Source organism: Pseudomonas sp. RGB (genome assembly GCF_007713445.1).
In the GTDB taxonomy this organism is placed as follows: domain Bacteria; phylum Pseudomonadota; class Gammaproteobacteria; order Pseudomonadales; family Pseudomonadaceae; genus Aquipseudomonas.
Genome location: NZ_VMSH01000009.1, coordinates 1 through 12950 on the forward strand (window position 1 = coordinate 1; position 12950 = coordinate 12950).

At 62.3% G+C, this 12950-nt stretch carries 9 protein-coding genes; 4 read left to right on the top strand and 5 right to left on the bottom strand.

The features are described from left to right. Window positions 1-386: 386 nt before the first annotated feature. The 3 genes from FPT15_RS19050 to FPT15_RS19060 all read right to left on the bottom strand — a co-directional run bounded on the left by FPT15_RS19050 (window position 387) and on the right by FPT15_RS19060 (window position 4448). On the bottom strand, window positions 387-1904 hold the full coding sequence (locus FPT15_RS19050) for a glycosyltransferase family 39 protein (protein ID WP_145163678.1): 1518 nt from the start codon (window positions 1902-1904) through the stop codon (window positions 387-389). Between the two features lie 26 nt (window positions 1905-1930). After that, window positions 1931-3586: a lipid IV(A) 4-amino-4-deoxy-L-arabinosyltransferase gene (gene arnT, locus FPT15_RS19055; RefSeq protein ID WP_145163680.1), complete on the bottom strand. Its 1656-nt coding sequence runs from the start codon at window positions 3584-3586 to the stop codon at window positions 1931-1933. Window positions 3587-3773: 187 nt separating this feature from the next. Then, entirely contained in the window at window positions 3774-4448 is a 675-nt protein-coding gene (locus FPT15_RS19060) for a histidine phosphatase family protein (protein WP_178119730.1), read from the bottom strand. 277 nt (window positions 4449-4725) lie between these two features. Here FPT15_RS19060 and FPT15_RS19065 point away from each other — a divergent pair, with 277 nt between their 5' ends. The 4 genes from FPT15_RS19065 (at window position 4726) to FPT15_RS19080 (ending at window position 10610) form a co-directional block, all read left to right on the top strand. Further along, window positions 4726-5394 carry an ABC transporter ATP-binding protein gene (locus FPT15_RS19065; protein WP_145163684.1) on the top strand — a complete coding sequence of 223 codons (669 nt, stop codon included), beginning with the start codon at window positions 4726-4728 and terminating at the stop codon, window positions 5392-5394. Between the two features lies 1 nt (window position 5395). Next, window positions 5396-7858 (top strand): FtsX-like permease family protein, encoded by a 2463-nt coding sequence (locus FPT15_RS19070; RefSeq protein WP_145163686.1) that lies wholly within the window; start codon window positions 5396-5398, stop codon window positions 7856-7858. After that, on the top strand, window positions 7848-8912 hold the full coding sequence (locus FPT15_RS19075; RefSeq protein WP_145163688.1) for a lipocalin-like domain-containing protein: 1065 nt from the start codon (window positions 7848-7850) through the stop codon (window positions 8910-8912). Before FPT15_RS19070 ends, FPT15_RS19075 begins: the two co-directional genes overlap by 11 nt. A 255-nt stretch (window positions 8913-9167) precedes the next feature. Next, on the top strand, window positions 9168-10610 hold the full coding sequence (locus tag FPT15_RS19080; protein ID WP_145163691.1) for a hypothetical protein: 1443 nt from the start codon (window positions 9168-9170) through the stop codon (window positions 10608-10610). Between the two features lie 46 nt (window positions 10611-10656). On the opposite strand, the gene FPT15_RS19085 is transcribed toward FPT15_RS19080, so the two are convergent. Together FPT15_RS19085 and FPT15_RS19090 are read right to left on the bottom strand one after the other, a co-directional pair. Next, window positions 10657-11757: an SMP-30/gluconolactonase/LRE family protein gene (locus FPT15_RS19085; protein ID WP_145163693.1), complete on the bottom strand. Its 1101-nt coding sequence runs from the start codon at window positions 11755-11757 to the stop codon at window positions 10657-10659. After that, window positions 11754-12431 carry a sterol desaturase family protein gene (locus FPT15_RS19090; protein ID WP_145163696.1) on the bottom strand — a complete coding sequence of 226 codons (678 nt, stop codon included), beginning with the start codon at window positions 12429-12431 and terminating at the stop codon, window positions 11754-11756. Before FPT15_RS19090 ends, FPT15_RS19085 begins: the two co-directional genes overlap by 4 nt. Window positions 12432-12950 lie beyond the last annotated feature (519 nt).

Consider the following 12950-nt stretch of genomic DNA (forward strand, 5'->3'; position numbering starts at 1 on the left):
TGGCCCATCGCGGCGGCCCACGCTCCAAAGCCTGCGTGAGGGCACACCGAGCCTAGGCGAGGTGCCGAGTGGTGGGGCAAGAGCCCTTTGGTTACTTTGGGGCTTTTCCAAAGTGACTCGCCGTAAGGGCGAAACCAACCTCAGCCATCACCCAATAACGGATATACACGCCAGCTCAGCCAACTCACTGACTCACCACCAAGCGCACCAAGCCCGTCGCCTGTCCATGTTCAACGCGCTGATGAAACCCGCCCAACGGCCTGACACCGAGCGCAGTGTTTCAAGTGTTGGAGAATTGCAGCCACCAACGGACGCTGGAAAAACCACAGGCAGCGCTGGCGGGGTTCCACGCACAGGTGAAGACCCGCAACGCCTGAGTGGGCCTGTCAGCGTGGCACAGGAATAAACGCCACGCTGCCGCCCGAACGTTTCTGGAACAGCCGCTCGCCATTGTCCGGCTGCGTGGTGATCACCTGATGATCCGTGCCCAGGTAGGCCAACGGCGTCGGGTCTTCCTTTGAGTATTGCGCGACGATGATCGTGTGCTGCGGGTCGAACCCCTGGCCGCTGGTTTTTTCCAGCCAGGCCATCAGCGCGGCGCTGTCGCCCTGGCGTGGGAAGTCCTGGGTTTCACTCACGTAGTAAAACGGCTTGCCGCCGTTTTGCAGGTACATCGGGACCTTGTTGTCGACTTCCACCAGCACCATCTGCCACTGATTCCACGGCGCGCTTTTCACCGCCTGGGCATGCACATCCTCGGCGAATCGGGTGACGCCGCCGTTGCCGGTGGTCCAGGGGTAGACTACGCCCAGCACCAGCAGCAACACGCCGGCGGTGATGCCAAAAGCCTTCTGCCAGCGTGGCCAACGGGCCGGTTGCTGCTGCAGGCGTTCACTCAGCCACCAGGCGGCCAGCAGCTGGGCGAAAGGCACCAGGGGCAGCACGTAATAGCTGCGGCGGCTGCCGCTGGCGGTAAAGAACACAAACAGCAGGCCCAGGCCCCACACCAGCCAGCGCACGTTGGGTGGCGTTTGGCGCCAATGGCGCAGCGCCAGCCACAGGCCAAGCAACCAGCACGGCGCCCAGGGCAGGGTGTAGGCGGGCAGGTAGATCAGGTAGGTATAGATCGGCCCCATGTGGTCGAAGGGGTCGAAAAAGCGCACGACGTTTTCCTTGAACACCAGTTCAAGGCCGCTCTCGCCATAGGTGGGTGCCCCGTAAAAGTGGGACAACACGAAGGGAATCGAATAGAACGCCGCCGCGATCAGCATGGCCAGCAGCAGGCGCAGGTTGAGGTGGCGCCGGTAGCGGTGTTCGCTGAGCAAGTGCGGCAACAGCACCAGGCCCGGCAACACAAAGCCGATCAAGCCTTTGAACAACGACGTTGCCGCCAGCAGCAGGAAAAATACCGTGTAGCGTCCCAGCCGCGTGTCATCCGGCCCGCGCCAATACCACCAGACCGCCGACAGCACGCCACACACGGTCAGCACATCGGCCGTGGCCACGCGGGCCCAGAACAGAAAGTAGAAGGTGGTCGCCAGCATCCAGCCGGCAATCAGCCCGGTGCCTTTACGAAACAGGCGCTCGCCGAGCAGGTAGACCAGCCAGATGCTCAGCCAGGCCGCGATCACGGACGACAGGCGCAGCGACCACGGGCCGAGCCCGCCCATCAGGTTGGCGCACGCGGTAATCAGCCAATAAGAGGGCAGCGGTTTGTCGTAATACGGTGCGCCCTTGAGGTAGGGGTCGAAGTAGTCACCGCTTTGCAGCATCTGCAGCGCGATGTTGGCCCAGCGGGTCTCCGGCCCCCACAAATCGCGACTGCCCAGGCCCAGCAGCAGGAGTAACGCCGAGACGCCCAGCAGCAGCACCAGCGCGCCGCGTTCGGTTTTCCAGAAATTCATCGGCGGCTCTCACGGTGGGCATCACGTCAAGGAAGTTTGGGATAGATGATCAGCAGCATGGCGCCCTTGCGATAGCGCTGGCCTCCGGGTGGCAGTTGCCCTTCTTCGCGATGTTCACTGGTGCTTCTGACGCGCATCAATACGCCGACCGAGCCTTGCTGGCGGGCTTCGCTCAGCCAGGGCTGAACATTTTCAAAGCTGACTTTGCGGTGCACCGAATCTGCGTATTTGAGGCCATAGCGCAGCTCGCCCTCTGTGTCGTAGAACGCCACATCAGGGCGGCGCAAGCGCCAGGATAAAGCCGAGGCCGAACCCAGTTCATTGCTGATCAAAGCATGGGTTTGTTGCAGTTCATCCAGATGCTCAAGCACGAACTGGTCGGGCATTTCGGTATCGGTGATCTCTTGCGGCATGCCGGCAGGCAGCAGCGCCACCAGCACGCCGATGGCCAGCGCAGGCATGGCCCACAGCGTCATCGGGCGGAAGGCTTGCAGCAGATTTGCCAGGATCCAGCCCAACAGCACGATGAAGGTCAGCGACAGGCTGTACATCTCGGCGTGGCTGTTGCTGTACAACGGTTTGTCGATTTGCAGGTAAATCAGGGTCGCCATCGCGCCGAGGCCGATGGCGAAATTGAACAGGCCGTTAATGCGCAGGCTGCGCGTTTTGCCGCGGTTGATCAGGTCGATCAACGCATGCCCCATCAGCAACGCCAGCGGCAGCAGGCACGGCATGATGTAGGTCGGCAGCTTGCCGTTGCTCAGGCTGAAAAAACCCAGCGGCAGCAGCAGCCACAAGGCCAGAAAAATAATCGCCGGCTGGCCTTTGTCTTTCCAGGCGTTGACCACGGTCGCGGGCAACAGCGCCGCCCATGGCAGGCACGCCACCACCATGATCGGCAGGAAGAACCACCAGGCCCTGGCGTGCTGGGCATTGTTGGAGGAGAAGCGGCGGATGTGCTCGTGCCAGAAGAAGAAGCGCCAGTAGTCCGGTTCCTGCAGATGGATCGCCCACACCCACGGCAGGCACAGCACCACCGCCACCAGGATCGCCAGCGGGCCATAGCGCAACAGTTCACCCAGGCGTCGCTGCCAGAGCATGTACGGCACGGCGATCAGCACCGGCAACAGCCAGGCCAGAAAGCCCTTGGTCATGAACCCCATGGCGCAGGCCACGCCCAGCATTGCCCAGGCGCCGAGCCGGCCGCGTGAGGTACGGCTGTCGAGCGCGAACCACAGTGCAACCAGGCTGAGGTTGACCCACAGGGTGAATTGCGGATCGAGGTTGGAGTAACCCGCTTGCCCTGCCACCAGCCCGAAGCTCATGTACAGCAGGGCACAGGCGAAGCTCTTGCGTGGGTCGTTCCACAGGCGGCGGGCGATGAGGTACGCGAGCAGAACGCTCAGGCCCGTGGTCAAGGCCGAGGCAATGCGCACCCCGAAGAGGTTTTCGCCAAACACCCACTGGCCGATGGCGATCAGCCAATAGCCGGCGGCAGGTTTTTCGAAGTAACGCACGCCCATGAAATGAGGCGCCACCCAGTTGCCGCTCAGCAGCATTTCCTGGCTGATCTGGGCGTAGCGGGTTTCATCCGGGATCCATAAACCGTGCAGCCCCAAGGGCAACAGGTAGAACACGGCGAAGGCCAGCAACAGTAGCGGCAGAGGTTTCAAACGGGTCATCAAAACGTCGCTCCTTGACGTTTAACGGTGGAGTACTGAGGCATGTAAGTAATAGTAGAAAGAGTCACTAAGTTCACTAAGTCACTGAAAATATTCATGACGTCCTGAAGTAACAGGCGCAGTTAAACATGCCAGAAGAGGGCTGTCGGTTTGCTGAACATACAGGTGGGTATATGTAAAAAAGTGTCTAGAGTTGTTTCAGGACGGCGGGCCACGCGGAGTTGTTCATGATGCCCAGGGTCTCGAATTTGCCGTTGGCCTTGACCCGAACGAACAGGGCACTGCCGTACTCGGGAAACGCTGCGCGCGGGTAACCCAGAGTCTTTTCGAAGTCGGCAATACAGCCGCTGTGGGTGACAAATACGAGGTTGCGTCCGGGCTGCTTGTGGCTGAGCAGCTCTTCGCCAATGGCCGCGCCGCAGATCGCCTGCTGCCCGGAGGTCAGTTCGGCATTGCCGAACATGAAGTGTGAGGTCTGGGCCGTGCGCAATGCGGGGCTGGCGAGCACGTCGCTGCCTTCCATGCCGAGTTTGAGGAAGGCCTTGCCCAGTTCTTGCGCGCGTTGGGTGCCGACGATTGTCAGGCCTTCGGGGCCGCCGAAACAGGGGTTTGTCGAGCGGTCGCAGCGCTCTTCATGGCGCACCAGCACGATCAGGTCACCATCGCGCCAGCTGGGCAGCACTTGCGAGTTCAGCAAGCGATTGCCCACGCCCAGGTCACGCGGTGATGAGGGCCACAGCAGGAAACCGGCGAGCAGCAGCGCGATGACTGCAAGGCCCGCCCACCACTTTCGCAACCACTTGATATAGCCGCGGCGCGAGCGCGGTTTGGTCAGGGTAAGGTCAACCACATCATTCACCATGGGCACTGTACTGCACTGTTTTTATTGAAGTAGGCGCAACGCTTCGACGGATGCCCGAAGTTAAGCAAGAGGCTGTCATAGGGCTGCTGTCTTTTCGCTGAACATCCAGCGGTTAAAAGTGGCCACGGCCGGCAACTAACGAGTTGCCGGCCCTTGGCGTGTGGTGGGCAATTTAGTGGGGCGAGGGTAGGCGGGCGGTGAAATCAATGTGAAAAAATTGCGTGGGCGCGACTATGAGCCGTTATTCTCGTTTGCAGTCTTTCACGTGAGCGCTCTTATGTTGCAGGTGCACGGTGTCCTTAAAAGCTACGCCACCCCGCAGGGCCCGCTGACGGTGTTGGCGGGCGTCGATTTGCACCTGGGCGAACGCAGTAGCCTTGCGCTGATGGGCGAGTCGGGCAGCGGTAAAAGCACGCTGCTGCATCTGGTGGCCGGGCTCGACCGCGTGGACGGCGGCAGCATCCAGGTTGGCACACAGCGCCTGGATCAACTGACCGAGGCGCAGCTGGCTCACTGGCGGCGCACCGAAATCGGCCTGGTGTTCCAGCAATTCAACCTGATCGGCAGTTTGCGCGTTGAGGACAACCTGGCGTTCCAGGCGCGGTTGGCAGGGCGCTTTGATCCGCAGTGGCAGGCACAATTGGTGGAGCGCCTGGGGCTGGGTGACTTGCTCAAGCGTTACCCCGAGCAACTGTCCGGCGGTCAGCAGCAACGGGTGGCGGTGGGGCGCGCCCTGGCCTCGCGCCCCGGCTTGCTGCTGGCCGATGAGCCGACCGGCAATCTGGACGAAGCCACCAGCGATGAAGTGTTGCAGTTGCTGTTGGACCTGCTGCGTGACAGCGCCACCAGCCTGTTGATGGTCACCCACAGCCCGCGCATCGCAGCGCGCCTGGACCAGCAAGTGATACTGCATCGCGGCCGTGTCGTGCCCGCGGACGCGCGTTGAGATGAGCGTTTTTTATTGGACGTTGCGCGCACTGCTGAGCCATTGGCGGCGTCACCCGGTGCAGTTTTTCAGCGTGTTGACCGGCCTGTGGCTGGCCACCGCACTGTTGACCGGGGTGCAGGCGCTGAACAGCCAGGCGCGGGACAGTTATGCACGCGCCAGTCAATTGATCGGCGGTGAGCCGCAAGCCAGCCTCAGTGCGCCGGACGCTGCCAGCTTCCCCCAGGCGCTGTTTGCCGAGCTGCGCCGTGCCGGGTGGCCGGTATCGCCCGTGGTGCAGGGCCGCTTGCAGCTCAAGGGGCATGAGGACCTGCGCCTGCAACTGATGGGTATCGACCCGCTGTCGTTGCCCGGCGGCGGGGCGGTGGCGGGGCAGCGGTTGAGCCAGGCGCAAATGATCGCGTTTTTCAACCCGCCGGGGCGTACCTGGATCGCACCGCAAACCCTGGCGGCCCTGGGGTTGCATGAGGGCGAGCAACCGCTGGCCGCGAGCGGGCAAGCCTTGCCACCGTTGCAGGTTCAGCAGGACATGGCTCCGGGCCTGTTACTGACCGATATCGGTTTTGCCCAACCGCTGCTGGGCATGCCGGGGCAACTGTCGCGCCTGCTGCTGGACAAGGCCTTTGCCGCCGGTCATCCCACGCCACCGGCTGCGCTGCAACTCAAGCAGGGTGAAGACAACAACCTCGCGCGCCTCACCGAAAGCTTTCACTTGAACCTCGACGCCCTGGGCTTTTTATCCTTTGTGGTGGGGCTGTTTATTGTCCACGCCGCGATCGGCCTGGCGCTGGAACAACGGCGCGGGTTATTGCGGACCTTGCGCGCCTGCGGGGTCAGCGCGCGCATGCTGATCCTCAGCCTGGGCGTCGAACTCGGCGTGTTGTCGTTGCTCGGCGGTGTGCTTGGTGTCGCCAGCGGGTATCTGTTGGCGAGCCTGCTGCTGCCGGATGTCGCCGCAAGTTTACGTGGGCTGTACGGCGCCGAGGTGCCGGGCCAGTTGAGCCTCAGCCCGTGGTGGTGGATGGCCGGGCTGGGCCTGAGCCTCGTCGGCGCGCTGCTCGCAGGCGGCAGCAGCCTGTGGCGGGCGGCGCGCTTGCCGCTGCTGGCACTGGCCAATGCTCAGGCCTGGCATGACGCGCACGCGCGCTGGTTGCGACGCCAGGGTTGGGTGGCGGCTACCGCGCTGGTCATCGCACTGCTGGCGCTAGGGTTGGGCGACAGCCTGGCGGCCGGTTTTGTGTTGATGGCCGCCTTGCTGCTGGGCGCGGCACTCGGTTTGCCGGTGGTGCTCAATGGGCTGCTGACGGCGGTGCTCGGGCGTAGCCGCTCCGTGCTCGGCCAGTGGTTTCTTGCCGACTGCCGCCAGCAGTTGCCGGCCTTGAGCCTGGCGCTGATGGCTTTGCTGCTGGCCCTGGCGGCGAATATCGGCGCGGGCTCCATGACCTCGGGCTTTCGCCAGACCTTCAATAACTGGTTGGAGCAGCGCCTGACGGCGGAGCTCTACCTCAACCCGCAAAACCCGGCTCAGGCCGAGCAACTCGCGACGTGGTTGGCGCAGCAACCCTTGGTGCGGGCGGTGCTACCGACCTGGCAGGTTGCTGTGCAACTGCAGGGCTGGCCGGCGGATGTGTTCGGCGTGGTCGACGACCCAACCTACCGCCAGCACTGGCCGTTGCTGGAGGCGGCAAGCACGCCTTGGGACCAGTTGCTGCAAGGCGACACGGTCATGCTCAGCGAACAATTGGCGAGGCGCTTGAAGGTGCAACTGGGCGATGCCGTCGCGATTCCCACGCATCAGGGTGTCTGGTCGCCCAAGGTGGTGGGGATTTACGCCGACTACGGCAACCCCAAAGGCCATCTGCTGGTCAATTCACACCACCTGCTGGCGCATTGGCCAACGCTGACACCGGCTCGCTTCAACCTGCGGGTGCAGCCGCAAAAGGTGCCACCGCTGGTGCGCGAGGTGCAGCGCACGTTTGCCCTGGATGACAGCCGCATCGTCGATCAGCAACAACTCAAAGGCTGGTCGAGCCAGGTGTTTGAACGCACCTTCGCCGCCACCGCCGCCTTGAACAGCCTGACCCTCGGCGTGGCCGGCGTGGCGCTGTTTATCAGTCTGCTGACCCAGAGCCAAAGCCGACTGGGCCAACTCGCGCCCCTGTGGGCGCTGGGCGTGACGCGTCGGCAATTGATGTTGCTCAACCTGGGCCAGACCTGGCTGTTGGCGGTGCTGACCCTGGTGCTGGCGTTGCCGCTGGGCCTGCTGCTGGCGTGGTGCCTGGACGCGGTGATCAACGTGCAGGCATTCGGCTGGCGCCTGCCATTGCAGGTGTTCCCGTGGCAGCTTGCTCAGTTGTTGGGGTTGGCGCTGCTGGCCACCTTGTTGGCCTCGGCCTGGCCGTTGTGGCAGTTGTACCGCAGTCGCCCGGCGGATTTGCTGAGGACATTTGCCAATGAAGATTAAAGCGTGGTTGTGGGCTGCCTTGCTGTTGCTGGCCGCGTGCGACAAAGCCCCCGCGCCGCCGGAAAGCTTCGCCGGCCTGGGCAGCGATGCGGCGAACTTTGCTCAGGTGGTGCCCGGCAAGGTCTTCAGTTTTCCCGAGGACCACGGCCCCCATGACGGTTTTCGCATTGAATGGTGGTACGTCACCGCCAACCTCAAGGACGCCCAGGGCAATGTGTTCGGCGTGCAGTGGACGCTGTTTCGCAACGCGTTGAAGGCGGGGCCGGCGCAACCCGGCTGGCACGACTCCACGATCTGGCTCGGCCACGCCGCCGTCACCTCCGCCACTCACCATTACGCTGCCGAACGCTACGCGCGTGGCGGGATCGGCCAGGCCGGCGCCCAGGCGGTGCCGTTCAACGCCTGGATCGACGACTGGAATTTCGCTACCCGCCCCGGCGCCGCAAGCCCTCTGGCGCAGATGCAACTCAAGGCCGGCGGCGCGCAATTTGCCTACGACCTGCACCTGACCTCCAGCCGCCCGCTGGTGCTGCAAGGTGACAACGGCTACAGCCGCAAATCCGATCAAGGCCAGGCGTCCTACTACTACAGCCAGCCGTTTTTCAACGCGACCGGCACTGTCAGCATCGACGGCATCACCTATGAGGTCAGCGGCCCAGCGTGGCTCGACCGTGAATGGAGCAGCCAACCACTGGCGGCCAGTCAGACCGGCTGGGACTGGTTTTCCCTGCACCTGGATCGCGGCGAGCAGTTGATGCTGTTTCGCGTTCGGCAAACAGACGGCGCGGGCTATCTCACCGGCACCTGGATTGATCAACAGGGCCGCACCGAGACGCTGCACAACGCCGATATCCAGCTCACGCCACTGACCACCACCGCGATCGACGGGCGCCACATTCCGACGCGCTGGTCACTGAAAATCCCCGGCAAGCATCTGGATATCACCCCCCAGGCCGTCAACCCGAAGGCCTGGATGAACCTGAGCATTCCGTACTGGGAAGGGCCGGTGCAGTTTGAGGGCGGGGTGGGGTATCTGGAAATGACCGGGTATTAACGCGCCTTTGTGCAGGCGCTTTTTCTCTGTCAGGTAGGCAAGTTCCCAATGTGAGTGCGCGCCCCTGGACTTGTGTCCGGGCCGTATTGGCGTGCCTGGTAAGCCGACGGCCTGGGTTGGATCGGTTCAAACCGAGCGTGAAAAAACTCGTAAAAATACTGTACATGCATACAGTCATGTTCTACATTCCATCCCAGGTGACCGGATGTCACCGATCACCTGAGCTTCAATTTTTTAACTATGGATGGATAAAAAATGAAACCGACAAAAGCCCTTATGCTGGGCGCGGCCATGATGGCCTCCTGCTTTATTTCGGCCTCTGCCCTGGCCGAGCCAACCCTTTCGATACTCACCCCCGGTACGGTCAACCAAGGCGTGATCGATGCGCTGAAACCGGGTGGCACGCTGACGCCCGTGCCGATCCCGGACGAACTGCTGAAAAAGCTGCTGGACGCCAAAAACGGCAAGGTAAAACCCGTTGGCAAAGCGGCCAAGTCCGCACCGTTCAACACTGCCATCGGCGAGTTGAAAAAGCCGAGCCAGGCCAACCTGAAAAGTGCTGCCGTCGCCGCCTTTGAGCCGCTGTTCCCGACCCTGGATATCAACACCCTCTACACCATCGACCAGGTGCAAACAGGCCAGGAGTTTCCGTACCACTTCAACCTGCCGCACAACGCCCGTGTATTGGTGCAGTTGATCAACCAGAGCGCGGGCGCCGATATGTCGCTGAGCCTGTTCCGCGATGACGGTCAGGGCAACCCGCAACTGATCGATACGTCCGATAACCCAGGCAATGCCGATGAATACCTGGGCGGCATCCTGCCAGCGGGCGATTACTACTGGTTCATGGTGGCCAAGACCGCCACCAACGCGAAGTTCAGTTTTGGTGTGGCGGTGGACACCAACATCGACGCCTTTGAGCCCAACGACACACCGGAAAATGCCTTTGCGCTGCCGGACTCGATGAACAAGGTGACCGGCAACCTCGACAATGCCAGTGACGTTGATTACTTCGACTTCAAGGCGGTGCGCGGCCAAAGCGTGAGCATGTACCTGGCGGGTGATGAAAATGGCAGCCGCAACCAGTGGCTCTTCGAGCGTTTCGACGGTGCCAACTGGGTCACCGTGCCGGCCGGTTCCACGTCGACCTACCCGAGCGTCACGCCGGGCACCACCGTCAAGGTGCGCGTACGTGCCAACCCGGGCGTGGCACAAGACCCGACCAAACCGTACGCCTTGAGCCTTGGCTCTACGCCACGGTTGAATGCGTCGGATGTGAAGGGCGACAACATCGTGCGGGTGCCGGCCTCGATATTCTGGATGGCGACCCAGGCCGCGCGCACGTTGAACTGGACCACCAACTGGTCCGACTCCACGGGCGCGCCTCTGTTGGGGGTTACGCCAGTGCTGCGCGTGGACAAGCGCTTTGTGGGCGCCGAGTACCACTGGACCGACTTCAAGGCCAGCACCAACAGCGCCGGCACCTCCCTGGCCAGCGCCGCGCTCGGTGAATGCTTCGGTGATTACCGCGTGCAATACCCGGACAGCAGCACCGGCGTGAAATACAACTGGGACACCACCTTCAACTTCGGCGGCTGGCGTATCGAGCTGGACGAGTTCCCTGGTGTGGGGGTGGGCGGTGACAATGTGGCGTACGTGACCTTCGGGCACATCTGCACCCAGGACATCATCCACTGATCCGTTGACGCAAGCATGAAGGGGCAGTCCATCCGGGCTGCCCTTTTCATTCGCGGGCCAGTGCCTGCTTCAGTGGCAGGCGCGCCATGCTCGTGCTCTTCAACGAGCCCAGGTACAACCAGTCGCCGTATTCACGCGCGGTGGTGATGGGAGAGTAATTGCCCGAGCTGCCATCCTGCAAGTTGGCGATGACCTTGCCGTCGGTGTCCAGCCCCAGCACAAAAGCCTTACGCTCGATGGGCTTGGGCACCACCATCAACGCCCGTACCATCACCTTGCGCAGCAACGGATAGCCGGCGAAGCCATCCAGCAACGGGTTGCGCGGCGAATACAGCGCGACCCAGAAGCGATCGCTGCCATTGAAGCTGAGGTTGTCCGGCAGGCCTGGCAGATTGTCGATAAACAGGTCGTGGCTACCCACGTGCTCACCCTTGAGCCAGTAGCGGCTGATGCGGTAGGCGCCGGTTTCGTTCACCAGCACATAGTTCTCATCCGGCCCCAGCGCCACACCGTTGGCAAATTGCAGTTGGTCAAGCAACACCTCGGTGGTGCCGGTGGCAAAGTCATAGCGCAACAGCCGACCATCGCCGCCATGTTCAATCACGGCTTCACCATCCTGGCCATAGCCCCAGCGATTTGACGCGTCACTGAAGTAGGCAAAGCGCCCGCTGGCGTCAACCGTCACGTCATTGGTAAAGCCAAACGGCAAGCCGTTCGCGCTGTTGCTCAGCAGCGTGAGTTGCCGATTGGCATCCAGCGCGAGCAAGCCCTTGACCCCATCGGCAATGATCAAACGCCCATCCGGGTGCAACGCCAGGCCAAGCGGGCGTCCGCCGGTATTGGCCAACACTTCCAGGATGTGGCTGTCGGGCGATGTTCGGATGATGCGCCCGTCCTGCAGGCCACTGATCAGAAACCCCTGGGCATCCAGCAACAAGGCCTCGGGCCCGGCGATGTCCGAGGCGCCGACTCGTTGCACCGCCTTGAGCCGCTGATTCTCGGCGTAGGTGCCGTCCTTCATCGAGGGCGCCTTGGGCGGGGCCCAGTTCACCGGTTGTACCTGGGTGGGCATCAGCAGCAGAAAGGCGATCAGCGCAAGCGATACAACGAATAGCCCATGACGAAGATGTTGACGGCGGTGGCTCATGACTGTTCCTGGTTGTCGTGGGCGTTCGGTTCCCAGTGCAGAGTGCCGAACAGGTAATCCATCAGCGGCAGGACGATATTGAAATTGCGCCCCTGCATCAGTTCGCGGCGGTGGTGCAGGGCGTGCAATTGGTGCATCTGGCGGATCCACGGCAGGCGTGCCACGCGGTGGTTGGCAGGCAGGTGTTCGCAGGCGTGGAACACCTCGTAGAGCAAGTAACCGAGGATCATGCAGCCGGCAAACAGCCCGGCGATGTTGGGGCTCAGGTGCTTGAGCAACCACCAGGCGGGGAGGGTGATGGCCAGGCTGTGCAGCACGATCAGCCACGCCGGGAACAGGATCACGCGCCAGTCCCGAGGGCTGTCGTAGGTCATGTGGCCGGGCGTGAAGAAACTGTGATGGTCGCCGGTGTGCCGCGCATAAAACAGTCGGGCGAGGGTGTGTTTGTGATGGCCGAGGTGGCGGTGCACGAGGTAGATGCACAGGTTGAAGAACACCAGGGTCAGGGGCACGGTCAGCCACTGCAGCGGAGTGATGCGTTCGGTGGAGGACCAGGCGAGGGTGATGCAGAAAACGCCATAGCCGAGGACGAAACCGGCGTGCAGCCATGGGTGGTAATGGCTGCTTATGGCCGCGCGATAACGGGTGCGGAAGGTCTCGGTAGGGTGGGCCATGGCGGTCAGCTCGGTATTTTTTTGTTGGAGGCTGAGCTTAGTTGCTGGTGGGGAATGTGCGAGTTTTTGCGCAGTACACCGATCAAAATGTGGGAGCGGGCTTGCTCGCGAAAGCGGTGGGTCAGTCGCGGTATGCAGTAACGGACACGCCCTCTTCGCGAGCAAGCCCGCTCTCACAATTTGACCGAGTTCAGCCGCCGGCACATCACTGCTTTGCTTTTCTGTGGGAGCTGGCTTGCCTGCGACGCAGGCACCTCGGTGTGTCAGGCATAACCAGTAGATGCCATCGCAGGCAAGCCAGCTCCCACCTTTGACCGAGTACAAACGAAACCCATCTACCTGATGCACAGAGATCCAAATGTGGGAGCGGGCTTGCCCGCGAATGCGGTGGTTCAGTCAGCTCATGTGTCACTGACCCACCGCCTTCGCGAGCAAGCCCGCTCCCACAATTTGACCGAGTTCAGCCTCCACCACCGCACTGCTTTGCTTTTCTGTGGGAGCTGGCTTGCCTGCGATGCA

Excerpts from the sequence above, each read along its gene's own strand:
- FPT15_RS19050 (WP_145163678.1), bottom strand. The coding sequence starts at position 1,904 with ATGAATTTCTGGAAAACCGAACGCGGCGCGCTGGTGCTGCTGCTGGGC.
- FPT15_RS19060 (WP_178119730.1), bottom strand. The coding sequence starts at position 4,448 with ATGGTGAATGATGTGGTTGACCTTACCCTGACCAAACCGCGCTCGCGC.
- arnT (WP_145163680.1), bottom strand. The coding sequence starts at position 3,586 with ATGACCCGTTTGAAACCTCTGCCGCTACTGTTGCTGGCCTTCGCCGTG.
- FPT15_RS19090 (WP_145163696.1), bottom strand. The coding sequence starts at position 12,431 with ATGGCCCACCCTACCGAGACCTTCCGCACCCGTTATCGCGCGGCCATA.
- FPT15_RS19080 (WP_145163691.1), top strand. The coding sequence starts at position 9,168 with ATGAAACCGACAAAAGCCCTTATGCTGGGCGCGGCCATGATGGCCTCC.
- FPT15_RS19065 (WP_145163684.1), top strand. The coding sequence starts at position 4,726 with ATGTTGCAGGTGCACGGTGTCCTTAAAAGCTACGCCACCCCGCAGGGC.
- FPT15_RS19070 (WP_145163686.1), top strand. The coding sequence starts at position 5,396 with ATGAGCGTTTTTTATTGGACGTTGCGCGCACTGCTGAGCCATTGGCGG.
- FPT15_RS19085 (WP_145163693.1), bottom strand. The coding sequence starts at position 11,757 with ATGAGCCACCGCCGTCAACATCTTCGTCATGGGCTATTCGTTGTATCG.
- FPT15_RS19075 (WP_145163688.1), top strand. The coding sequence starts at position 7,848 with ATGAAGATTAAAGCGTGGTTGTGGGCTGCCTTGCTGTTGCTGGCCGCG.